This is a genomic window from Streptomyces sp. CB01249 (assembly GCF_001905735.1).
Classification (GTDB): Bacteria; Actinomycetota; Actinomycetes; order Streptomycetales; family Streptomycetaceae; genus Streptomyces.
In genome coordinates this window covers 344,537-366,813 of record NZ_LISW01000007.1, presented here as the reverse complement: position 1 = coordinate 366,813, position 22,277 = coordinate 344,537, and the positions used below count along the sequence as shown (strand labels likewise).

At 72.0% G+C, this 22,277-nt stretch carries 24 protein-coding genes; 8 read left to right on the top strand and 16 right to left on the bottom strand.

Annotation, left to right across the window (positions count from 1 at the left end):
• Nucleotide 1: 1 nt before the first annotated feature.
• Nucleotides 2-373, bottom strand: coding sequence for an ATP-binding protein (locus AMK18_RS28535; protein ID WP_073865029.1), 372 nt, complete (start codon nucleotides 371-373; stop codon nucleotides 2-4).
• Between the two features lie 229 nt (nucleotides 374-602).
• On the opposite strand from AMK18_RS28535, the gene AMK18_RS28530 reads away from it, so the two are divergent.
• The gene (locus tag AMK18_RS28530) at nucleotides 603-1,028 is read left to right on the top strand and encodes a hypothetical protein (protein ID WP_073865028.1); all 426 of its coding nucleotides are present in this window, start codon (nucleotides 603-605) and stop codon (nucleotides 1,026-1,028) included.
• A gap of 58 nt (nucleotides 1,029-1,086) precedes the next feature.
• Here AMK18_RS28530 and argS read toward each other — a convergent pair whose 3' ends face one another.
• Nucleotides 1,087-2,856 carry an arginine--tRNA ligase gene (gene argS, locus AMK18_RS28525; protein ID WP_073865027.1) on the bottom strand — a complete coding sequence of 590 codons (1,770 nt, stop codon included), beginning with the start codon at nucleotides 2,854-2,856 and terminating at the stop codon, nucleotides 1,087-1,089.
• Nucleotides 2,857-2,989: 133 nt separating this feature from the next.
• On the opposite strand from argS, the gene lysS reads away from it, so the two are divergent.
• Nucleotides 2,990-4,750, top strand: coding sequence for a lysine--tRNA ligase (lysS, locus tag AMK18_RS28520; RefSeq protein ID WP_020207477.1), 1,761 nt, complete (start codon nucleotides 2,990-2,992; stop codon nucleotides 4,748-4,750).
• A gap of 60 nt (nucleotides 4,751-4,810) precedes the next feature.
• Here the strand turns inward: lysS and AMK18_RS28515 are convergent, their stop codons facing one another.
• The 3 genes from AMK18_RS28515 to AMK18_RS28505 form a co-directional block, all read right to left on the bottom strand.
• Nucleotides 4,811-6,127, bottom strand: coding sequence for a DUF2637 domain-containing protein (locus tag AMK18_RS28515; protein WP_073865026.1), 1,317 nt, complete (start codon nucleotides 6,125-6,127; stop codon nucleotides 4,811-4,813).
• Nucleotides 6,128-6,265: 138 nt separating this feature from the next.
• Nucleotides 6,266-7,078, bottom strand: a complete 813-nt coding sequence (locus AMK18_RS28510; protein ID WP_073865025.1) for a DUF3558 domain-containing protein — start codon at nucleotides 7,076-7,078, stop codon at nucleotides 6,266-6,268.
• Nucleotides 7,079-7,221: 143 nt separating this feature from the next.
• Entirely contained in the window at nucleotides 7,222-8,064 is an 843-nt protein-coding gene (locus AMK18_RS28505) for a hypothetical protein (RefSeq protein ID WP_073865024.1), read from the bottom strand.
• Nucleotides 8,065-8,235: 171 nt separating this feature from the next.
• Here AMK18_RS28505 and AMK18_RS28500 point away from each other — a divergent pair, with 171 nt between their 5' ends.
• Nucleotides 8,236-9,429: an RtcB family protein gene (locus tag AMK18_RS28500; RefSeq protein ID WP_073865023.1), complete on the top strand. Its 1,194-nt coding sequence runs from the start codon at nucleotides 8,236-8,238 to the stop codon at nucleotides 9,427-9,429.
• Nucleotides 9,430-9,469: 40 nt separating this feature from the next.
• Here the strand turns inward: AMK18_RS28500 and AMK18_RS28495 are convergent, their stop codons facing one another.
• The 3 genes from AMK18_RS28495 to AMK18_RS28485 all read right to left on the bottom strand — a co-directional run bounded on the left by AMK18_RS28495 (nucleotide 9,470) and on the right by AMK18_RS28485 (nucleotide 11,654).
• On the bottom strand, nucleotides 9,470-10,330 hold the full coding sequence (locus AMK18_RS28495; RefSeq protein WP_073865022.1) for a hypothetical protein: 861 nt from the start codon (nucleotides 10,328-10,330) through the stop codon (nucleotides 9,470-9,472).
• 160 nt (nucleotides 10,331-10,490) lie between these two features.
• A complete protein-coding gene (locus AMK18_RS28490) occupies nucleotides 10,491-11,249 on the bottom strand; it encodes an SDR family NAD(P)-dependent oxidoreductase (RefSeq protein WP_073865021.1) in 759 nt (252 codons plus the stop codon).
• A gap of 69 nt (nucleotides 11,250-11,318) precedes the next feature.
• Complete coding sequence (locus AMK18_RS28485; protein ID WP_073865020.1) at nucleotides 11,319-11,654, bottom strand: YnfA family protein; 336 nt, start codon at nucleotides 11,652-11,654, stop codon at nucleotides 11,319-11,321.
• Between the two features lie 90 nt (nucleotides 11,655-11,744).
• Here AMK18_RS28485 and AMK18_RS28480 point away from each other — a divergent pair, with 90 nt between their 5' ends.
• On the top strand, nucleotides 11,745-12,254 hold the full coding sequence (locus AMK18_RS28480) for a hypothetical protein (protein ID WP_234011900.1): 510 nt from the start codon (nucleotides 11,745-11,747) through the stop codon (nucleotides 12,252-12,254).
• A 31-nt stretch (nucleotides 12,255-12,285) separates the two neighbouring features.
• A complete protein-coding gene (locus AMK18_RS28475) occupies nucleotides 12,286-12,768 on the top strand; it encodes a MarR family winged helix-turn-helix transcriptional regulator (RefSeq protein ID WP_073865019.1) in 483 nt (160 codons plus the stop codon).
• Nucleotides 12,769-12,778: 10 nt separating this feature from the next.
• Here the strand turns inward: AMK18_RS28475 and AMK18_RS28470 are convergent, their stop codons facing one another.
• The 6 genes from AMK18_RS28470 to AMK18_RS28450 form a co-directional block, all read right to left on the bottom strand.
• Nucleotides 12,779-13,513, bottom strand: a complete 735-nt coding sequence (locus AMK18_RS28470; protein WP_073865018.1) for a Mut7-C RNAse domain-containing protein — start codon at nucleotides 13,511-13,513, stop codon at nucleotides 12,779-12,781.
• A gap of 43 nt (nucleotides 13,514-13,556) precedes the next feature.
• A complete protein-coding gene (locus AMK18_RS28465; protein WP_073865017.1) occupies nucleotides 13,557-14,396 on the bottom strand; it encodes an NAD(P)H-binding protein in 840 nt (279 codons plus the stop codon).
• 117 nt (nucleotides 14,397-14,513) lie between these two features.
• Nucleotides 14,514-15,053, bottom strand: coding sequence for a GNAT family N-acetyltransferase (locus AMK18_RS28460; protein ID WP_073865016.1), 540 nt, complete (start codon nucleotides 15,051-15,053; stop codon nucleotides 14,514-14,516).
• A 37-nt stretch (nucleotides 15,054-15,090) separates the two neighbouring features.
• The gene (locus AMK18_RS28455; protein ID WP_073865015.1) at nucleotides 15,091-15,912 is read right to left on the bottom strand and encodes a helix-turn-helix domain-containing protein; all 822 of its coding nucleotides are present in this window, start codon (nucleotides 15,910-15,912) and stop codon (nucleotides 15,091-15,093) included.
• A gap of 11 nt (nucleotides 15,913-15,923) precedes the next feature.
• Entirely contained in the window at nucleotides 15,924-16,082 is a 159-nt protein-coding gene (locus AMK18_RS34975; protein WP_198957098.1) for a hypothetical protein, read from the bottom strand.
• A 151-nt stretch (nucleotides 16,083-16,233) separates the two neighbouring features.
• On the bottom strand, nucleotides 16,234-16,608 hold the full coding sequence (locus tag AMK18_RS28450) for a MerR family transcriptional regulator (protein WP_018104340.1): 375 nt from the start codon (nucleotides 16,606-16,608) through the stop codon (nucleotides 16,234-16,236).
• A 68-nt stretch (nucleotides 16,609-16,676) separates the two neighbouring features.
• Between AMK18_RS28450 and AMK18_RS28445 the strand changes: the two genes are divergently transcribed.
• Nucleotides 16,677-17,888 carry an MFS transporter gene (locus tag AMK18_RS28445; RefSeq protein ID WP_073865014.1) on the top strand — a complete coding sequence of 404 codons (1,212 nt, stop codon included), beginning with the start codon at nucleotides 16,677-16,679 and terminating at the stop codon, nucleotides 17,886-17,888.
• Nucleotides 17,889-17,903: 15 nt separating this feature from the next.
• On the opposite strand, the gene AMK18_RS28440 is transcribed toward AMK18_RS28445, so the two are convergent.
• Nucleotides 17,904-19,334 carry a threonine/serine ThrE exporter family protein gene (locus AMK18_RS28440; RefSeq protein WP_073865013.1) on the bottom strand — a complete coding sequence of 477 codons (1,431 nt, stop codon included), beginning with the start codon at nucleotides 19,332-19,334 and terminating at the stop codon, nucleotides 17,904-17,906.
• 73 nt (nucleotides 19,335-19,407) lie between these two features.
• Nucleotides 19,408-20,004, bottom strand: a complete 597-nt coding sequence (locus AMK18_RS28435; RefSeq protein ID WP_073865012.1) for a hypothetical protein — start codon at nucleotides 20,002-20,004, stop codon at nucleotides 19,408-19,410.
• 130 nt (nucleotides 20,005-20,134) lie between these two features.
• Between AMK18_RS28435 and hemL the strand changes: the two genes are divergently transcribed.
• On the top strand, nucleotides 20,135-21,451 hold the full coding sequence (gene hemL, locus AMK18_RS28430) for a glutamate-1-semialdehyde 2,1-aminomutase (protein WP_073865011.1): 1,317 nt from the start codon (nucleotides 20,135-20,137) through the stop codon (nucleotides 21,449-21,451).
• The gene (locus AMK18_RS28425; RefSeq protein ID WP_073865010.1) at nucleotides 21,448-22,137 is read left to right on the top strand and encodes a histidine phosphatase family protein; all 690 of its coding nucleotides are present in this window, start codon (nucleotides 21,448-21,450) and stop codon (nucleotides 22,135-22,137) included. Before hemL ends, AMK18_RS28425 begins: the two co-directional genes overlap by 4 nt.
• Nucleotides 22,138-22,277: the final 140 nt, after the last annotated feature.

Below are 22,277 nucleotides of genomic sequence, written 5' to 3'. Positions count from 1 at the left end.
GTCAGCGCGCCATCGCGACGAGGATGACCTTGCCCCGTGGTTGGTGATCGCGGATGTCGGTCTTCTTGGACAGCCGCAGCACCAGGGGCCAGCCGAAGCCTCCCGTCCCCCCGCTGAGGTCGGGGATCCGCTGCTGCGGTCGGTCGGAACTCGGGTCGGTGACCTGCACGTACAGCGTTTCCGCGTCCGCCCCGAAGGCCAGTCCGGTCAGCGCGCCCGCGTGCCGGAGCGCGTTCGTCACCAGTTCGGACACCAGGAGCAGCAGATCCTGAATGGTCGTCGTGGCCGGTCGTGGGTTCAGTGTCGCCACGAATGCCTTGGCGGCTGCCCGGGCGTCGGCCGCCTTGGTGGGCGGGGGTTCGGTCGGGGTCATCGTGTGCGGCGCGGGAGACACCGCCGCGGAATCGAGATCAGTCATTTTCGCCCCCGGAGAAATGATCGTCGAACGGTCTGAATTCTTCTTCTTCCCTCAGGTCCCAGGCGTATCCGGCCTTTTTCCTCTCCGCGGGGCAGCGGTTGAGCGCGCTCATTCGGGGCATACGGGGCAAGGAAATTCCGGCCCATCAGGGCGCCGGAGAGGCTGCGGCCGAAGGGAACAGCACATGACCGACCCCGCCGACCCTGTCCGGGACGCACTCCTGATCACCCAGCCGGTGCCCGACCTCCAACTCCAGCTGCTGATCCAGCTCCTGGACCGGGAGACCCGGTCCGGCCTGCCGCTGACGCTCGCCGTCCCCGCCGGAGTGCTGCACGGCGACGTGATCGGCCATGAAGCGTGGAAGGCGGAGTGGGCCCGCAGCCTGCGCCAGGTCGAGGGCGAAGGGGCGAACCTCCTCGCGGCGTTCCCCGAGACCGTGGACCAGGGCCTCAAGGAGTTGGGGGCCGAGGAGGACGCGCCGTTCCTGCCCCGGTGGATCCACCTGCGGGACGCGACCCTCGTCTGCGGCGGAGTGGCCCCGCTGCGGCTGCCGTTGTGGCGGGGCAGGCTGTCCGACGTATCGGGATGGACGCTGGGGCGGCCGGAGTAGCGGAGAGGGGCGGGGCCGCGAAGGCCCCGCCCCGTAAAAGCCCGCCCCTCCCGGCGCCTCAGAGCCGCTCGGGCGTCCGGATGCCCAGCAGGGCCATGCCCCGGTGCAGGGTCCGGGCGGTGAGGTCGCAGAGGAACAGCCGGTTCTCGACCACCTCGGCCGGGTTCTCCTCGCTCAGCACGTGGCACTGGTCGTAGAACGTCGTGTAGAGCGACGCGAGCTGGTAGAGGTACGCGGCCAGCTTGTGCGGCTCGTACTGCGCGGCCACCTCGGCCAGCACCTCGCCGAACTGGTCCAGATGCAGGCCCAGCGTCCGCTCGGCCGGGGCCAGCTCCAGCTCCGGGTGCGCGACCGGCTTCGCGTGGCCGGCCTTGCGCAGGATCGACTGGATACGCGCGTACGCGTACTGGAGGTACACCGAGGTGTCGCCGCTCAGCGACACCATCTGGTCCAGGTCGAACTTGTAGTCCCGCACGGCGGAGGTCGACAGGTCCGCGTACTTTACGGCGCCCACGCCGACGTACCGGCCGTTCTCCACGATCTCCTGCTCGGACAGGCCGACCTTCTCCGCCTTTTCGCGGACCACGGCGGTCGCCCGCTCGACGGCCTCGTCCAGCAGGTCCTCCAGCCGGACCGTGACGCCCTCACGGGTCTTGAACGGCTTGCCGTCCTTGCCGAGCACCGTGCCGAACGCCAGCTGGTGCGCCTTCACGCCGTCGTTCAGCCAGCCCGCCCGGCGGGCCGTCTCGAAGACCATCTTGAAGTGCAGGGACTGCCGTACGTCCACCACGTACAGCAGGGCGTCCGCCTTGAGGTTCTGCACCCGGTCGCGGATCGCGGAGAGGTCGGTCGCCGCGTAGCCGTAGCCGCCGTTGGTCTTCTTGACGATCAGCGGGACCTTGTTGCCGTCGGGGCCCAGCACGTCGTCGAAGAAGACGCACAGCGCACCCTCGGAGCGGACGGCGACGCCCGTCTCCTCCAGGATGCGGCAGGTCTCCTCCAGCATGTCGTTGTAGCCGGACTCGCCGACGATGTCGGGGTCGCTGATCTCCATGTCGAGCTTGTCGAAGACCGAGTAGAAGTAGATCTTCGACTCGTCCACGAACCGCTGCCACATGGCCAGCGTCTCCGGGTCGCCCGCCTGGAGCGCGACCACCCGGTCCCGGGAGCGCGCCTTGAACTCCTCGTCCGAGTCGAACAGGGCCCGCGACGCCTTGTAGAGCCGGTTCAGCGAGGACATCGCGGCCTCGCCGTCCTCCTTGCCGCCCTCGTGGTCCAGCTCGTGCGGGTGCTCCACGAGGTACTGGATGAGCATGCCGAACTGGGTGCCCCAGTCGCCGATGTGGTGGCGCCGGACCACGGACTCGCCGGTGAACTCCAGGATCCGCACCATCGCGTCACCGATCACTGCGGACCGCAGGTGGCCGACGTGCATCTCCTTGGCCACGTTGGGCTGGGCGTAGTCGACGACCGTGGTGCCCGCCGCCTCGTTCGCCGGGACGCCGAGCCGGTCGCCGTCGGCGGCGCGCGCGGCCAGGGTCTCGATGATCGCCCGGTCGGTCAGCGTGACGTTCAGGAAGCCGGGGCCCGAGACCTCGATGTCCTTGATCAGGTCCGAGGCCGGGAGCGCGTCGGTGACCTTGGTCGCCAGCTCGCGCGGGTTGCCCTTGAGCTTCTTGGCGAGCGCCAGGATGCCGTTGGCCTGGAAATCGGCCCGGTCGCTTCGGCGCAGCAGCGGATCGGCGGTGCCCGCATCCGGCAGTGCTGCCGTCAGGGCGTCCGCCAGCTGCTGCTGGAGCGTGGAAGCGAGGGAATTGACCGAGGCCATGAGTCTGGCTGCCGTTTCGGTAGAGGACAAAGGATCACCCCAGTATCCCACGGGGTGTAAAGCCGTTTTCGTGCTGCGGCCCGCACCTGGGAGAATGGGCGGCGCCCCTACGAGTCCTACACGAGAGAAGGACGTGCCGACCGTGGCTCAGAGTCAGAGCAGCACCGAGACCGACTGGGTCTCCCGCTTCGCGGACGAGGTCATCGCCGAATCGGAGCGTCGTGCGCCTGGCAAACCGGTCGTCGTCGCCTCCGGCCTCTCCCCGTCGGGCCCGATCCACCTGGGCAACCTCCGCGAGGTCATGACCCCGCACCTGGTCGCCGACGAGATCCGCCGCCGCGGGTACACCGTGCGCCACCTGATCTCCTGGGACGACTACGACCGCTACCGCAAGGTGCCGAACGGCGTCCCCGGCGTCGACGCGTCCTGGGCCGAGCACATCGGCAAGCCGCTGACCTCGGTGCCCGCCCCGGCCGGGTCCGCGTACCCGAACTGGGCCGAGCACTTCAAGGCCGCCATGACCGCGTCCCTGGACGAGCTGGGCGTCGAGTACGACCCCATCAGCCAGACGGAGCAGTACCTCGCGGGCACCTACCGCGAGCAGATCCTGCACGCCATGCGCCACCGCGCGGACATCGACGCCGTCCTCGACCGCTACCGCACCAAGAAGGACCCGGCGGCCGCGGGCAAGGGCGGCAAGAAGCCGCAGCAGAAGAAGGTGGACGAGGCCGAGCTGGAGGCCGAGGCCGGCTCCGGCGCGGCGAGCGAGGACGACGGCAGCGGCGGCTCCGGCGGCTACTTCCCGTACAAGCCCTACTGCGGCAACTGCGAGAAGGACCTCACCACCGTCACCTCGTACGACGACGACACCACCGAGCTGAACTACACCTGCACCGCCTGCGGCTTCGCCGAGACCGTCCGGCTCAGCGAGTTCAACCGGGGCAAGCTGGTCTGGAAGGTCGACTGGCCCATGCGCTGGGCCTACGAGGGCGTGATCTTCGAGCCCAGCGGCGTCGACCACTCCTCGCCCGGCTCCTCGTTCGTCGTCGGCGGCCAGATCGTCCGCGAGATCTTCGACGGCGTCCAGCCGATCGGGCCCATGTACGCCTTCGTCGGGATCTCCGGCATGGCCAAGATGTCCTCCTCCAAGGGCGGCGTGCCCACCCCGGCCGACGCCCTGAAGATCATGGAGGCCCCGCTGCTGCGCTGGCTCTACGCCCGCCGCAGGCCCAACCAGTCCTTCAAGATCGCCTTCGACCAGGAGATCCAGCGGCTCTACGACGAGTGGGACTCGCTGGCCCGCAAGGTCGCCGACGGCACGGTCCTCCCGGCCGACGCCGCCGCCTACGCCCGCGCGATCGGTACGGCCGCCGGTGAGCTCCCGAGCACGCCGCGTCCGCTGCCGTACCGCACGCTGGCCTCGGTCGCCGACATCACCGCGGGCGCCGAGGACCAGACGCTGCGCATCCTCAGCGAGCTGGACCCGGCGAACCCGCTCACCTCGCTGGACGAGGCGCGCCCGCGCCTCGACCGCGCGGAGAGCTGGATCACCACCCAGGTCCCGGCCGAGGCCCGCACCGTCGTGCGCGACGAGCCGGACAAGGAGCTGCTCGGCTCGCTGGACGAGCAGGGCCGCGAGTCGCTGCGGCTGCTCCTGGAGGGCCTGGACACGCACTGGTCGCTGGACGGCCTGACCACGCTCGTCTACGGCGTGCCGAAGGTGCTCGCGGGCCTGGAGCCCGACGCCAAGCCGACGCCCGAGCTGAAGACCGCCCAGCGGTCCTTCTTCGCCCTGCTCTACCGGCTGCTCGTCAGCCGCGACACGGGGCCGCGCCTGCCCACGCTGCTGCTCGCGGTGGGGGCGGACCGGGTGCGCCGCCTGCTGGGCGCGTAGGTACGGATACGCCGAGGGGCCGTCTCCCGGGTGGGAGGCGGCCCCTCGTGCGTTGCGGGGTTACGCGATGTGGTCGGCTTCCAGCTCCGCGTGGAAGCGCCGCTTGAACTCCGGCATCAGCTGCCGGATCAGCGCCTCGCCGCGCGGGTGGCGGACGTTGTGCCCGTCCGACAGGTGTATGTCGAGCACCGCGACGCTCGGGTAGTCGTTGTTCTCCGCGATGAACGCCGAGAACACCTCGTACGCGATCTCGGCGAACTCCTCGTCCTGCTGCGTCCACTGCTGTGCGGACTCCTGGACGGGCTCCGGCAGGGGTTCCGGCAGGGCTTCCGGTACGGGGATCTGCTCGGGCTGCCCGCCGGGGACGGTGCTGCCGACCGTGCCCACGTTGCCCAGCGGGCGGGTGCGGCCGTTCGGGCCCGAGGGGACCTGGTGCGGGACCGGGCCCTCGACCTCGAAGTCCGGGTCGTAGGTGCCCTCGTACACCTTGGCGGTCGCCTGCGCCGGGAACCAGGGGTTGTCGTTCGCGTCGGCGGCGGGGTGCCCGGGGGCCTGCTGCGGCTCCTCCGGGGTCGCCGTCTGCGGCAGTTCCGGGTGCTGCTGGGCCGTCTCCACGGCGGGGGCGGCGGCCTGGGGCAGCGGCTCCGGTACGGGCTCCGGCAGCGGTGCCGGGTCCGGGGCCGGGGGCAGGAGCGCGGGTTCGATGCCCGCGGCGGCCAGGCCCGCGGGGCCGGTCTCGGCGAGCGGGACGCCGTACTTCGCGAGGCGCAGCGGCATCAGGGACTCGACGGGGGCGCGTCGGCGCCAGGCGCGGCCGTAGCGGGCCTGGAGGCGGGCCTGGTAGATGAGCCGGTCCTGCTCCAGCTTGATGACCTGCTCGTAGCTGCGGAGCTCCCACAGCTTCATCCGGCGCCAGAGCCGGAAGGTGGGGACCGGCGAGAGCAGCCACCGGGTGAGGCGGACGCCCTCCATGTGCTTGTCGGCCGTGATGTCCGCGATCCGGCCCACCGCGTGGCGGGCGGCCTCGACGGCGACGACGAAGAGGACGGGGATGACCGCGTGCATGCCGACGCCGAGCGGGTCGGGCCAGGCCGCGGCGCCGTTGAACGCGATCGTCGCGGCCGTCAGCAGCCAGGCCGTCTGGCGCAGCAGCGGGAACGGGATGCGCAGCCAGGTGAGCAGCAGGTCCAGGGCCAGCAGGACGCAGATGCCCGCGTCGATGCCGATCGGGAAGACCAGCGAGAAGTCCCCGAACCCCTTGCTCAGGGCCAGTTCGCGCACCGCGGCGTACGAACCGGCGAAGCCGATCGCGGCGATCAGCACCGCACCGGCCACGACCAGACCGATCAGCACCCGATGCGTGCGCGTCAGCTGCATCGCAGCCACCCCCCATCCCCTCCCTGTTCCCTTGTCCCTCGCCTGTTCCTGTCGCCGGTGGCTTGTTTCCGGCGGGCACAGCCTGGCACATGTGTGCGAGAGGTGTCGCGGGGGGAGGGGCCGGGGCGGCCTCCTGCGTCAGTCCGAGGACTTCGACTTGGCCGATGAACTGGGCTTCTCGGAGGGCTTCTTGGCGGAGTCGTCGGACGCCTTGTCAGTCGCCTTCGGGGACGCGTCGGTCTTGGCGTTCGCGTCGGCGACGGCCGCGACCGCGTCCTTGGCGGCCATCGTGGCGCCCTTCAGGATGGTCTCGGCGTCCGGCGTCTTCGAACCGGCGTAACCCGCGCCGTTGTAGTTGACGACCACGACGACGTTCCCGGTGCGGGCGACGATCGTCGCGAACCGGAAGTCCTCGTCCGTCTTGGACTGGTCGTACGTGATCTTCGTCGCCTGGTCGCCGATGCCGCTGACGGACCCGGTCCTGACGTTCTTCACGCCGTCGGCCGCCTCGGTCTTCTTGACCTGCTTGTCGAACTCGTCGCCCGCGCGGGCGGCCCCGCTGCCCAGGGTCTGGTCCGAGGCGAAGCGGGTGAAGCCGACGTCCAGCCAGCGGTACTGGGAGCCCTTGACGCCCTTGTCGGCCAGCCCGTTCCAGGAGCAGCCGCCGCGGACGGACGCGTCGCTGGACTTGCTGCGGGTGCCGTTCTTGCTCTTGGCGGAGGGGACCAGGGACTTGACGGTCTTCGCCTCGACCGCCTGGCAGGGGTCGGGCAGCTCGGCGAACTTCGCCGCCTCGACGGCCGGTTCCGACTTCGTCGCGTCCGGCGTGGCGGAGGCGGAGGAGTCCGCCTCCTTGTCGCCGGAGTCCGACGAGCAGCCGGCGACGACGAGCATCACCGGGACGGCGGCGCAGGCGAGTATGCGGGTGAGTCGCGGGGCTGATCGGTGCATGGTTCCTTCACTCGGATGGCGCGGCGGTCGGGGGACGGTGGTGCTCCGGAGGGCCACGGTACGACGGACGGCGACCGGATGCCGCCTTCACCGGCGGGCGCGGGGAGCGGCGCGCGGGCGGTCGGGGCGGGGTGCCGGGGGCGTCAGTCGTTGAACGAATCGACCAGCTGACGGGCCAGTGCCTGGGCCTTCTCCTGGAGTTCCTGGCTGTCGGGGACCTCGGTGGGCATGGTCGGCTGGGCGGTGTACTCGACGGTCACGATGACGTTGGATGTGCGGAACACCACGCTCACGGTGCGGTGGCGGGCGGGGGCGCCGGCCCGGCTGAGCGCGTCGTCCAGGAACGCGCTGTCGCCCAGCTTGTCGAGCAGCCGGGGCTGGAGGCTGCCGGCGGGGCTCCCGGAGGTGGTGTCGCCGGTGTCGCCGGTCGTGCCCTTGCCGTCCGTGCCCTCCGCGCCGTCCGTGTCCTCCGAGCCGTCCGCGCTCTCCGTGCCCGCGTCCGGGGTGCCGGAGCCGGAGGGGGAGGCGTCGGGGGTCTCCGGCGGCAGGGCGGTGTCGGGCAGGTCGGCGGCGGTCTCCTTCTTCGCGTACACCTCGCGGGCGCGGTCGTCGTCGCTCACGGCGGTGTCGTAGGAGACGACGCGCTCGAAGTCCAGGTGGATGCTGCGGGTGCCCTCGGGGACGTCGGACTTCCAGCGGCAGCCGATCCGCCGGTCGGTGTCGTACGTGACCGTGGCGGTTCCCTCGAACACCTTGTCCTGCTGGGCCTCCGGCATGTCGGCGGTGCCGGGCAGGAGGTCCTTGAGGGTGGCCTGCGGGATGGCCCGGCAGGCGTCGGGGAGGGTGCGGTACTTGCCCGGGGGTGCGGCGGAGACGGTCGGGGTGGTGCCCGGCTTGCCGTCGGGGGCGGATTCGCCGCTTCCGGTGTCGCTGGTGCAGCCGGCCGCGAGTGCCGCGATGAGCACGGCGCCGGTCGCGTACGCCATTCGTCGCACGGTCCTGGGCTCCCTTCGTGCGAAAAACGGTTGCCGCCCGATGGCGGCCGGTGGACACAATGTGTATCGCACGCGCCGCTGTGAACGCCGGTCGGCCGACTCATTTGCCGATCTTGGCGCCGGTTTTGCGCTTTCAGACTTTTTCGGGGGGATCGAGGAGCTATGTCGTATGTAGAGGTACCGGGTGCGCAGGTTCCCATCCGGATGTGGACCGACCCGGCGTCGGTCGAGGACGTGGCGATGCAGCAGCTGCGCAACGTCGCCACACTGCCCTGGATCAAGGGCCTGGCCGTCATGCCCGACGTCCACTTCGGCAAGGGCGCCACGGTCGGCTCGGTGATCGCGATGCACGGCGCGGTCTGCCCGGCGGCGGTCGGCGTGGACATCGGCTGCGGCATGTCCGCGGTGAAGACGTCGCTGACCGCGAACGACCTCCCCGGCGACCTGTCCGGCCTCCGCTCGAAGATCGAGCAGGCGATCCCGGTCGGCCGGGGCATGCACGACGACCCGGTCGACCCGTCCGGCCTGTACGGCCTGGCGGCCGGCGGCTGGGACGACTTCTGGTCGCGGTTCGACGGGGTGGCCGAAGCGGTCAAGTTCCGTCAGGAACGTGCCACGAAGCAGATGGGGACGCTCGGCGGGGGCAATCACCACATCGAGGTCTCGCTGGACGAGTCCGGCGCGGTGTGGCTCACGCTGCACTCCGGTTCGCGTGCCATCGGCAAGGAACTGGCCGACTTCCACATCGGCCGGGCGCAGGGCCTTGCGCACAACCAGGGCCTGGTCGACCGTGACCTGGCCGTCTTCCTCGCGGAGACCGAGCCGATGCGCGAGTACCGCAACGACCTGTTCTGGGCGCAGGAGTACGCGAAGTACAACCGCGCGGCCATGATGGCGCTCCTGAAGAACGTGATCCGCAAGGAGTTCAAGAAGGCGAAGGTGACCTTCGAGCAGGAGGTCAGCTGCCACCACAATTACGTGGCGGAAGAGCGCTACGAGGGCATGGACCTGCTGGTGACCCGCAAGGGCGCCATCCGGGCCGGTGCGGGGGAGCTGGGCATCATCCCGGGGTCCATGGGCACGGCCACGTACATCGTGAAGGGTCTCGGCAACGAGAAGGCGTTCAACTCGGCCTCGCACGGCGCCGGCCGCCGGATGAGCCGGAACGCCGCGAAGAAGCGGTTCTCCGCGAAGGACCTGGCGGCGCAGACGCAGGGTGTGGAGTGCCGCAAGGACTCCGGTGTCGTGGACGAGATCCCTGCGGCGTACAAGCCGATCGAGCAGGTCATGGAGCAGCAGCGGGACCTGGTGGAGGTCGTCGCCAAGGTGAAGCAGGTCATCTGCGTGAAGGGCTGAAGGCGGGCGGGCCGGGACCCGCCCGCCTTCGCCTACCGGTTCAGCTCCGGATGTGCCCTGATCTCAGCCGCCACAGCCGGACCGAACAGCTGGCCGTGGTCCGGTCGAGTTCCACCGCCGCGGCCGCCGCGTCTCCCGATCGCAGGAGCAGTTCGTCCTCCCACGGCTTCCAGCGCCGGTTCTTGGCGCGAGGCTTGAGTCCTGGCGGGCGCTGCCAGGACGAGAGGGACGTTGCGGATGCCTGTTTACGAGGCAGCGCGAGGCAGCCCGGATAGTAGAAGTGCTCGGCCAGCGCCACGGCGGTTTCCATCATGTAGAGGATGTTGTAGACGCCGTCCCGGCTGTTCCGCGCGATCGAGCGCCGGGTGCCGGTGACCTTCTTCGCGTAGAAGCAGAGGTAGGCGCCCACCGCCGTGCTGGCCGTGGTGAGCGATACGAACGGGAAGCCCTGGGCGGTGTAGCCCAGCGAACCGTCGGCGTCGATCACGCCCCGAAGGTAGTCGCGTGGGGAGAAGTCGACGCGCGGCGGCTGGATACGTCGTGACTTGCGGCCGTAGGGAAGGCCGAGTTCGTTCATCACGGTCCGGGCCTCGAGTGAGCAGAGGGTCCAGGTCGCCGAGTGGTGACTCTCGGAGAAGTTGGTGGTCCGGACGCGTTCCTTGATGCTGGAGTTGTACGGGGTGAGCCGCTGGAACTCGCGGAGGATGGCGATGTCCCGCACGTTGATCTCGACGGTGAGGCGGCCTTTTCTGCCTGCTCCGGCGGCCAGGTGACCATCGGCCTGGACGAAGCCGAACATGTAGCTGTACTCGGGATCGGTGAGATCCATGAATCCGCTCGTGCGAGGCGCCGGAAGGCCGGTGTCGAAAAGCGCGAGGGCGTTAGGGTCGTGCTCGGCCACGGGAAGCTCCACTTCCTTGGTGGTCGGGCTCTCGGCCGGGCTGCAATCCCGGGCCGAGAGCCGCTCTGTATGAAGTTGTGACCGACCGTATGCCGGTGACCTGCGATGTTTCCGGCGATCGGGGAGCTTTCCCTCGGACGGGTGACGGACCTCGGAGAGGTCAGTTGGTGCGGTGCACCTTCGAGTTGGAGGCCTGGGCGCGGGGGCGGACCACCAGGAGGTCGATGTTGACGTGGCTGGGGCGGGTGACCGCCCAGTTGATCGTGTCGGCCACGTCGTCGGCGGTGAGGGGGGCGTCCACGCCCGCGTAGACCTTGGCGGCCTTGTCCGTGTCGCCGCGGAAGCGGGTGGTCGCGAACTCCTCGGTCTTGACCATGCCCGGGGCGATCTCGATGACGCGGACTGGGGTGCCGACGATCTCCAGGCGCAGGGTCTCGGCCAGGACGTGTTCGCCGTGCTTGGCGGCCACGTAACCGCCGCCGCCCTCGTAGGTGGAGAGGCCGGCCGTCGAGGAGAGGATGACCACCGTGCCGTCGCCGCTCGCGGTGAGCGCGGGGAGCAGGGCCTGGGTGACGTTGAGCGTGCCGATGACGTTCGTCTCGTACATCTGCCGCCAGTCCTGCGGGTCGCCCGTGGCGACCGGGTCGGCCCCGAGCGCGCCGCCCGCGTTGTTGACCAGGACGGCCAGGCTGCGGAAGGCGGTGGCGAACTCGTCCACCGCCGCGCGGTCGGTGACGTCCAGCGCGTAGGCCGTCGCCTGGTGGCCGGCCTCGGTGAGCTCGGCGGCCAGGGCCTCGATGCGGTCCTTGCGGCGGGCGGTGAGCACGACGCGGTAGCCGGAGGCCGCCAGCTGCCGGGCGGTCGCGGCGCCGATGCCGCTGCTCGCTCCGGTGACGACGGCGATGGGGGTTGCGGCCATGGTCGGGCTCTCCTCGGACGGCTGAACGGTACGGTCGAACGGGGCCAGGATAGGCAGGTCGGACCGGCGTCAGTGGTTGCGGGGGGCGTACATGATCACGGCCATCCCGGCCAGGCAGACCAGCGCGCCGGTCACGTCCCAGCGGTCCGGCCGGTAGCCGTCGGCGACCATGCCCCAGGCGATCGAGCCCGCCACGAAGACCCCGCCGTACGCCGCGAGCACCCGCCCGAACTCGCCGTCCGGCTGAAGCGTCGCCACGAAGCCGTACGCGCCCAGCGCGATGATCCCCGCGCCGATCCAGGCCCACCCCCGGTGCTCCCGTACGCCCTGCCAGACGAGCCAGGCGCCGCCGATCTCGAAGAGCGCGGCGAGGACGAACAGGGCGAGGGAGCGGAGCACGGACATGGGAGCAGGGTGTCATGGACGACGCGCCGCGAGACGCGCCGAACCGGTCGGTAAATATGTGCAATTCGGGGTGATCGGTATCTTCAGGGCATGTTTCTGACGCGCAGGGCTCTGCTGGGGGTGTCCGCTGCGGCGGCGATGGTGGCGGCCGCGGTGCCGCTCGCGGGGGGAACGGCCTCGGCGCACGGCGCGCCCGTGGTCCGGAGCACCGAGCCGGAGGCGGACGTGTCGCACCACGGGCACGTCGTGCTGTGGGGCGACACGCTCACGATCCGGCTGCACAGCCAGAACCGGGGGCCCTCGGACGTGACCGGCGCGACCGTGCGGCTGCGGGTCTCCGTGCCGCTGGCCGGCCCGCAGGAGCTGCCCGGTGACTGCCTCCGGGAGGACCCGCAGACCGTCCTGTGCCGGACGGGCCCGCTGCGCGCCGACGGCCGTCAGCAGCACCGGATCGCGCTCGGGCTCCGGCTGGCCGGGCTGCCCGACGAGGTCGTCGTCCGGATCGGCACCGCGTACAACGGCGGGACGACGGACCGGGACGCGGGCAACAACGAGCACGAGGTGCTGGCCCTGGCGACCGGGGATCCGTACGTGTTCTGAGTCGTGACCTCGGGATTCGTACACTCTCCGCATGCCGCCGAAGCAGTCCCCCCGCCGCAGCACCCTGCTGGCCGAGATGTCCGTCGTGTCGCGGCGCTACATGGCCGCGTACGCGCTGTTCAACCAGGCCGTCGCCGACCGGCTGGGGCTGCACCCGACCGACCTCCAGTGCCTGAACCTGCTCAGCCTGGAGGCGGCGCCCGTCACCACGGGCCGCGTCGCCGAGCTGACCGGGCTCACCACCGGCTCGGCGACCCGGCTGGTGGACCGCCTCGTGCGGGCGGGTTACGTGACCCGGGCGCGGGACACCGCGGACCGGCGGCGGGTGCTCGTGGCGACGGTGCCCGAGCGGATGGCGGAGTTCGGCGCGGTGTGGAAGCGGCTGAACGGCGGCTGGGACGCGCTGTTCGACGCCTACGACGACGACGAGGTGGCCCTGCTGCTCGGCCACATGCGGCGGACGGTGGAGCTGAGCACGACGCAGATCGCGCGGCTGCGGGAGGGCGACGCCTGAGGCCCGGGCCTCAGTCCGCGACCGGGCCGAAGTCGCGGACCGCTTCCGCGACGATCGCCTCCAGGCGGGCGTGGTGCGCGCCCCGCCAGTAGACCCGCCCGCACTCCACGCACTGCGCGAACACGTCGTACGTACGGCGCGTCCCGTGTTCCAGGTGCGGGCCGACCGTGTCCTTGTCGGCCGCCGCCAGCGGGCCGTTGCACGCGGTGCACCGGGTCCACGGGGCGAGCGCCGGGGCGAACCGCTCCAGGACGTCCCGCAGCTGCTCCTCGGGCCGGTCGCTGTAGACGTACGCCCCCGCCCAGAGCTCGCGGCGGTGCAGCAGCCCCCGGTCCCGGGAGAGCAGCACACGCCGCTCCTTCGCGGAGAGCGCGGCCAGGGCCGGGTCGCCGATGTCCTCGCTCTCGTACGCGGCGTCGACGCCGAGCAGCCGCAGCCGCCGGGCGAGGGTCCCGAGGTGGACGTCGAGCAGGAAGCGCAGGGGCGCCCCCGGCACGTGCTGCGGCCGGGGCACGGGGCGGACCTCGACCAGCTCCCCGGCGGCCGGGATGTGCGAGGCGGGGACGGGGCGGCCGTCCACGAGGAGTGCGCCGGCCTCGGTGAGCGGGATGCCCAGGGACTCGACTACATGGCCGAGTGTGGACGCGCCGTCGGTGGTCACCGGCGTCCGCCCCTGCCGCCGCCCGTGGGCCACGAAGAGCCTGAGCGCGGGGGCGACTTCGAGGTGGATCTCCGGTCCGTTCACCCGGTCAGGATGTCATCGGGGGCGGGCCCGCCGCCTGCGGATTTCAGGGGCGGAAGGCGGCGGCGTGCTCGGCGGCCCAGGTGGCGAAGGGGCGGGCCGGGCGGCCGGTCAGCTTCTCCACCCCGTCGGCCACCTCGGCGGGGATGCCGTCGGTGGCCGCCCAGTAGGCGAGCAGCCCGTCGGCGACCTCGGCGGGCATGTAGGACGCCATGGACTCCTTCCAGGCGGCCGGGCTCACCTCGTGGACGGCGGCCGGGGTGCCGGAGGCGTCGGCCAGGATGCGGACCTGCTCGGCGGCGCTGAGGGACTTGGGGCCGGTGAGGTGGTAGGCGGCGCCCTGGAGGGCCGGGTCGGTGAGCGCGGCGAGGGCGGCCTCGGCGATGTCGGTCTCGTGGACCGGGCTGCCCTCGCTGCGGGGGAAGGGCAGGTCGACGGGGCGGCCGGAGCGGAAGGCCCCGGACCACCCGTAGGCGTTGGTGGCGAAGGCGCCGGGGCGCAGCAGGGTCGCGGTGAGCGGGGAGGCGAGCAGCGCCTGCTCCACCGCGTGGTGCGCGGCGGCGATCGGGTTGGCCGCCGGGTCGGGGACCAGGACCGAGCTGGAGGACAGCAGCACGATGTGGCGTACTCCGGCGGCCCGGGCGGCGGTGAGGAAGGCGTCGATGTGCGCGGGTTCCGCGTACAGGAAGACGGAGTCGACGCCCTCCAGGGCGGCGGGGAACGTTCCGGGGTCGCCGAGGTCGCAGGTCACGGTGGGGACGCCGGGGGGCGGGGTCAGCTCGGCGGCCTTGCGCGAGGCGGCGCGGACGGGGTGGCCGCCCTGGTGCAGCAGGGCGGTGAGCGCGGCGCCGACGCGACCGCGGCATCCGGTGACGAGCGTGGGCATGGGTCTCCTCAGGGGCGAGTGCGTCACACGTAGGTTGCGTGACACATAGGTTGCGTGACGCAGGTAAATATCCAGGAGGCGGCAGCACCCGTCAAACCCATAGATCCGCCTCCGGCGTCAGGCGTCCGGGTGCAGGTCCAGCCGCCAGTCGTGGGTGAGGAGCGGGTGGCCGGGCGGGTACTCGATCTCGCACTCGCCGAGCAGCGTGAAGCCGGCCTTGCGGCAGACGCCGTTCGACGGGCCGTTCCCCACGGACGGGTAGGCGTGCAGATAGCGGTGCTTGTGCTCGGCGCGCGCCGCGTCGGCCACCGCGAGGGTCGCGGCCGAGGCGATGCCCCGGCCCTGGAACTCCGGCAGGACCGTCCAGCCCGTCTCGTACACCTCCTGGTCCCGCCAGGGCCGCTCCCAGAAGCCGATGGTGCCCACGGCCTCCGCCTCACCGGCCAGGACGACGCGGAACATCCGGCCCCGGCCCGTCCGGTCGGCGCTGAGCGCGACGTACCGGGCATGGCGCGCTATGAGCTGATCCTCGGTCTCGGGCCCGCCCAGATGGGCCATCAGCTCCGGTGCGTTGGTGCGGCGGAGGAGGTCCAGGTCGTCGTCCGACCAGGGTTCGAGTCGTACGGATGAGGGTGTGGTGCGCTTCACATCGGCCATGACCGCACTGTAGGACCCGGCACTGACAACGGGGGTCTCAGCGGGCGCCCAGCGCGGTGGGCGGGACGCCGAGCGTGGCCGTGAAGTCCCGGACCAGGTGCGCCTGGTCGCTGTAGCCGAGGTCGGCGGCGAGGCCCGCCCAGTCCACGTCCGGCCCCGCCCCGGCGCGTTCCAGCGCCTCGTGGATGCGGTAGCGCAGGATGACCCACTTGGGGCCGACCCCCACGTATGCGGCGAACAGCCGTTGTAGCGAGCGCGCCGACACCCCCTCGGCGCGGGCGAGTCCGTCGACGCGCAGGACCGTGCGGTCGGTGCGGACCAGGTCCACCAGGGCCATCGCCCGGTCGGCGCGCGGGTCGGGCTCGGGGGCGAGCGCAAGGAGATACGCGTTCATCGCGGCGACCCGGTCGTCCTCGTCCGCCGGGTCCAGCACGGCGGCGGGCGGCGCGGGTGGTGTGAACACGTCGGCCGCCGGGAGCCGTCGGCCCGTCCACCGCGAGACGGGCGCCCCGGGCGCGAACGGCCGGAATCCGCCCGGCCGGAACTGCACCCCGCAGACCCGCCCGCGCCCCTCCAGCTTCTGCGTGAACAGCTCCAGGCCGATGCCCGCGACCTCGGCGTATCCCGCGTCCTCGTCGCCGCAGCCCGCGTACCGCTCGAAGACGAGGTTGACGCTCGGGTGCGGGACGAGGTGCGAGGCGTACGGCTGGGAGAGGTCCCAGTCGATCAGCCAGTAGTGCTCCAGATACCGCCGCAGCCCGGGCGCGGGCTCGCGGCGCCGGAACTGTACGTGCGCGAACAGCTCGGGCGCGTCGACGATGCCCCGGGTGTCGCGCCGGGGACCTTCGTGACCGGCCACGACGGGAGATCCTAGGGCCGCTCCCGGCCCTCGGCCAGCCGTGCGGCCTGCTGGGTGTACGGGGAGGGCGGCGCGGGATGCCTGCGCCGCCACCAGGTGCTCACGGCCGTGTAGAGGCCGCTGGCGAGGAGCAGCGCGGGGATGGACAGGGTCAGGAGTGTGTCGCCCATGGCAGCCTCCTTCGGGAGGGCGGTGCCTCCTGCATCGGCAGGGCGGACGGGCCGACTGAAGATCACTCTTCGGCCATTGAATGGCCGGATCTGGCTGGCCGACATCTGTCCTTCGAGCAGATGACCGCAGGTGGGCGCGTTGTTGACGGCTCTAAGGCGTCGGCGCGCGGCACTGTCCGACCTCCGCCAGGTACTCGCTCATCGCGTCGCGGTTGCGGACGAGGACGTCGATCCGTTCGCTGAGCCGGTCCCGTTCGGTGGTCAGCAGGGCCAGCATCTCCGGTGTGGCGTCCGGGAAGTGGATCGAGCGGGGCTTGTCCAGGCACGGGAGGATCTGCTTGATGATGCGCGTGGGGAGCCCCGCGTCCAGCAGCCCGCGGATCTGGTTGACCCGGTCCACGTAACGCTCGTCGTACTCGCGGTACCCGTTCGGACCCCGGTCCGGGACGATCAGCCGCTGCTCCTCGTAGTAGCGGAGCAGGCGGCGGGACGCGCCCGTGCGGCGCGACAGTTCACCGATCCTCATCTCGCCGAAGCTACCCGGCACCTGACGGCTTGACCATCACACCAATGTGAACGTTTCAGGATGCCGCCATGACCACCACGCCCTCCGAGGCGGAGCGTCGTACACGGCCGGGCGGCCTGCCCTGGCCGGCGCTCCTCGCCCTGTCGACCGCCGTCTTCATCACCAGCCTGACCGAGACCCTGCCCGCCGGTGTGCTGCCCGGGATGGCGGACTCCCTGGACGTCGGCCCGGGCGCCGCCGGACAGTCCGTCACCGTCTACGCGGCCGGTACGGCCCTGACCGCGATCCCGCTCGCCCGGGCCACGGCGTCCGTCCCGCGCAAGCCGCTGCTGCTCGGCGCCATGGCCGTCTTCCTGGTGGCCAACACGCTGACCGCCGTCGCGCCGGGGTACGCCGTCCTGCTCGCGGCCCGGTTCCTCGCGGGGGTGGCCGCCGGTCTGGCGTGGGCGATCCTCGCCGGGTACGCCCGCCGCATCGCCCCCGCCGGATCGGAGGGGCGCGCCATCGCCGTCGCGATGACCGGCATCCCCGTGGCGCTGTCCCTGGGCGTCCCCGCCGGGACCCTGATCGGCGAACAGGTGGGCTGGCGGGCGGCTTTCGGCGCCGTCTCGCTGGCCACCCTCGCCGTCCTCGGCTGGATCGGCGCGTCCGTCCCGGCGGTGGGGCGGCCCGCCGCCGAGGGCACGGGCGGGGACCGGCCCGGCCTGCGCCGGACACTGGCGGTGCCCGGGGTCGCGGCGGTCCTGGTGACGGTGGCGCTCTTCGTCCTCGGCCACACGGTCGTCTACGCGTACGTCGCCCCCTACCTGCGGCACGCGGGGCTCGGGCCGCGGACCGACGCGGTGCTCCTGGTCTTCGGGGCCGCGTCGCTGCTGAGCATCTGGGGCGTCGGGCGCCATGTCGACCGCCGCCCGCGCGCCCTGATGGTGGCGGGTGCAGCGCTGTTCACCCTCGCCACCGCGGCCCTCGCCGTCACCGGGGCGCACCCGGTCGTCTGCGCCGCCGCCGTCCTGTGGGGCCTGGGGTGGGGTGGCGCGCCGACCCTGCTGCAGACCGCGGCCGGGCGGGCCGCCGGGCGGCACGGCGCGGCCGCCGCCGACACCGCGCAGGCTGCCCTGGTCACCCTGTGGAACGCGGCGATGGCCCTCGGGGGCGTCGTCGGCGGCCTCCTGCTCGACCACGCGGGGGCGGACGCGGTCGCCGCGACGGCCGCCGTGCTCGGGGCGGCGGCGCTGGCCGTTGTCGCGGGGGGCCGACGGCACGCGTTCCCGCGCATATGAACCCCGGCGGGACGCTCAGTGCGCGGGCGCCGGATGCAGACGGCGGCGCCACTGGCGTTCGCCGCCCGCGCCGAGGACCGTGCCCAGGACGGCGCCGACGCCGATGGCCGCCGTGGACGCGAGGGTGAGCGCCAGATAGGTGCCCGCGCCCGGGGTGTGCAGGAGGAGCTGGAGGAGACTGCGGTAGAGGTCGGGGCCCGGGAGCACGGCGCCCGCGATGCCCGGGATGAGGATCGCGCGGGCGGGAACGGCGGCGCGGGGCGCGAGGGCTCCGGCGGCCAGGCCCATCGCGGCGGTGGCGACCCCGATGGCGAGCGGCGCGGTCCAGTCGAGCTGCGTCGTCCCGAGCAGCTTCACGCACGCCCCGGTGACCGCCGCCGCGACCGCCCACGGCACCAGGCGCGGCCCGCCGCCCATGAACACCGCGTTGCCGAGCGCGCCGATGCCGCTGGTGACGAGGGTCAGCCAGACCGGGAGCGCGGTGAGCGTCGTCGTACGGGCACTGGCGTCGAGCCCCGGCACCAGGAACGCCACCGTCAGCACCCCGCAGGCGGCCGCCGTGAGGAACGCCACCAGGCTCACCGTCCGGGCCGCCGCCATCGGCCGGAAACCGTCGATCGCGTCCTCGGTCAGCGACACCACGGTCAGGATCGGCAGGAGCAGGATCATGTTGGCGGCGAGCAGGCTCGCCCCCTCCCGCCCGCTGAGCACCCCGGGGTGGATCAGCGCCATCGTGCCCGCCATCAGCAGCGCGACCTGCACGGCCGTGACGAAGAACGACGCCAGACCGGTACGGGTGAGTGCCCAGGCGATCCGGTTGGTGACCAGGAAGAGCAGCGGCGCGAACAGCGCGGCCCGGACCGTGCCCGAGGCCAGCACGCACAGCATCGACGCCAGCACCGCCCCGCCGCCCACCGTGAACCACCACGGCCACCTGGCCGGCGCCGACACGATCCGGTCCAGCGCCCCGGCCGCCTCGTCGTGCGGCAGCCGGGTCGCGGCGATCCGGGCGGTGAGCCCCTGCAGGGCGGTCAGCCGGGACAGGTCGCGCGAGTCCTCCGAGGCCAGGACGGCCTGCATCACGACCGGTGGGCGGCCAGGCGGGGCGTACTGGAGGTGCAGGGCGCAGCCGGAGATGACGATCTCCAGGTTCTGCATGCCCCAGGCGGCGGTGACCGCCACCACCGCGGTCTGGATGTCACGCGTGGACGCCCCGGCGCCGAACAGCTCGCGCCCCAGCCGCAGCGAGAACCGCAGCACCTCGGCCGCCGCGTCCTCCTCGTACTCCCGCACCGGCGGGAAGACCACGTTCTCGTACGGGGTCGCGTGCAGCCGGTCCAGCAGCGTCGCGTCGTCCCGCCGCAGCCGGTCCAGCCGCGCCTGCCGCGCCTGCGCCCGAACCCGCCACCGCACCACGCCCCGCTCCTCCGCCCACTCGCCGGACACCTGGGCACCAGCGTCGCGCGGCGGAGCGCTCCGGGCCCGGCGGGTTACGCCTGTTGGCGGCGGGCGGGGCGGATCACGGCCACACCAGGCAATACGCCTGATGCCCCGCGTCGTGCAGCCGGTGGCTGAAGTCCTGCCACTCGTGGAGCAGCTGGTAGACGTTGAACGCGTCGCGCGGGCCGCCGCGGTCCGGGACCGTGGACCAGATGAAGGCGGCGGCGCCCACCGACTCCTCGCCGACGCCGCGCAGCGGGTCGACCACGGTCATGGGGAGCTTGACCACCGCGTAGTCGGGGTGCAGGACGACCAGTTCCAGCGGGGGGACCTTGTGCAGAGGTATGCCCTGTATGCCGGTGAGGACCATCGCGGCCACGGTCTCCGGCTTGATCTTGGTGAACATGCCGCCCATGCCGAGCTCGTCGCCGCCGAGCTCCTCGGGGCGCATGGAGATGGGCACGCGTGCCGCGGTGGCTCCGTCGGGAGCACCGAAATATTTGTAGGTCACCCCCACCCGGCCACCACTTCCGCTCCCGGCTCCGCCGCCTGTCCGCGCCTCACCGGCCTGTATGCCCTGCGTGTGCTCGGCCTCGCGCCGCCGGTGCCGGCCACGCCGGGCAGGCTCGGGCCCCGGGCCGTCCGTCCCTTCGCCCACTCCGCCACCGCGATGCATATCTCATCCACCCGACTACTCACTAGGAGGCACAGCCCCCGCCGTGCAACCCGATCATCGTGTCAGTGACCTCCCCCACGGGCGTGCGGTGAAACACCTGTCCGCAAAGACCGTCCGTGGCTCTGACACCATGGCATGTGTGAGCTTTCCCTATGACGCCCCAGTTTCGCAGACGCTTTTCGACCGCGCGTCCCTCGTGACGCCCGGCGGCGTGAACTCTCCTGTCCGTGCCTTCCGGGCCGTGGGCGGTACGCCCCGGTTCATGGTGTCCGGTACCGGTCCGTACCTGACCGACGCCGACGGGCGGGAGTACGTCGACCTCGTGTGCTCGTGGGGGCCGATGATCCTCGGCCATTCCCACCCCGAGGTGATCGCCGCAGTCCAGGAGGCCGTCGCCCGCGGCACCTCGTTCGGTACGCCCGGCGAGGGCGAGGTCGCGCTCGCCGAGGAGATCGTCGCGCGCGTCGAGCCGGTCGAGCAGGTGCGGCTGGTGTCGTCGGGGACCGAGGCGACCATGTCCGCGATCCGCCTCGCCCGCGGGTTCACCGGCCGGGCCAAGGTCGTGAAGTTCGCCGGGTGCTACCACGGCCATGTGGACGCCCTGCTCGCCGCGGCCGGGTCCGGCGTCGCGACCTTCGGGCTTCCGGACACCCCCGGGGTCACCGGCGCGCAGGCGGGCGACACGATCGTGCTGCCGTACAACGACCTGGACGCCGTGCGCGCCGCCTTCGCCGCGCAGCCCGGCGAGATCGCGTGCGTGATCACCGAGGCCTCGCCCGGCAACATGGGCGTCGTCCCGCCGCTGGACGGGTTCAACGCGGGGCTCAAGGAGCTCTGCGCCGCCAACGGGGCGCTCTACATCTCCGACGAGGTGATGACCGGATTCCGTACGTCGAAGGCCGGCTGGTACGGCGTCGACGGGGTCCGCCCGGACCTGATGACCTTCGGCAAGGTCATGGGCGGCGGCTTCCCGGCCGCGGCCTTCGGCGGGCGCGCCGACGTGATGGCGCACCTGGCCCCGGCCGGCCCGGTCTACCAGGCGGGCACGCTGTCCGGGAACCCGGTCGCCACCGCCGCCGGGCTCGCGCAGCTGCGGCTGCTTGACGACGCCGCGTACGCGAAGGTGGACGCGGTCTCCGCCGAGATCCGGGGTCTGGTGAGCGCCGCCCTGGACAAGGAGGGGGTCGCGCACACCGTCCAGGCCGCCAGCAACATGTTCTCCGTGTTCTTCACGGACGGACCCGTCCGCGACTACGAGGACGCCAAGCGGCAGGAAGCCTTCCGCTTCACTCCGTTCTTCCACTCGATGCTGGCGCAGGGCGTCTACCTCCCGCCGTCCGCGTTCGAGTCGTGGTTCGTGTCCACCGCCCACGACACGCAGGCCGTCGAGCGCATCGCCGCCGCCCTGCCCGCCGCCGCCCGCGCCGCCTCGGAGGCCACCGCATGAGCGAGAAGAATCCCGACGACATCACCGTGGTCCACCTGATGCGCCACGGCGAGGTGCACAACCCGGAGGGCGTGCTGTACGGGCGCCGCCCCGGGTACCACCTCTCCGAGCTGGGCCGGCAGATGGCCGACCGGGTCGCCGAGCACCTGGAGAAGCGCGACATCACGTACGCCGTCGCCTCCCCGCTGGAGCGCGCCCAGGAGACCGCGACCCCGATCACCAAGGCGCACGGCCTGGACCTCGCCACGGACGAACGGCTCATCGAGGCCGCCAACGTCTTCGAGGGCAAGACCTTCGGCGTCGGCGACGGCGCGCTGCGCAAGCCGGACAACTGGAAGCACCTGACGAACCCGTTCCGCCCGTCCTGGGGCGAGCCGTACATCGAGCAGGTCGTCCGCATGATGGGCGCGCTCGACGCGGCGCGGGACGCGGCCCGGGGGCACGAGGCGGTCTGCGTCAGCCACCAGCTGCCGATCTGGATCGTCCGCAGTTTCGTGGAGCGGCGGCGGCTCTGGCACGACCCGCGCAAGCGGCAGTGCACCCTCGCCTCGCTGACGAGCTTCACGTACCGGGGCGACAAGATCGTCTCCGTCGGCTACTCGGAGCCCGCCCGCGACCTGGTCCCCGCGCACTTGCGGGCGGGCGCGAAGCCGGTCAAGGGCGCGTCGAAGGGGTTCGGCGCGTAGTACCCGTCCGGCTGCACCCCGTATTCGGTTCTGTGTTCGGTCAACGTCCGGGGCTGGTTTCGTAAAGAATTTTGTGCTATCCGGGGGAACCTCCGTGTGGCTCCTCCCATCTAAGCGATTGCCAGTTTGTATGGACTTAA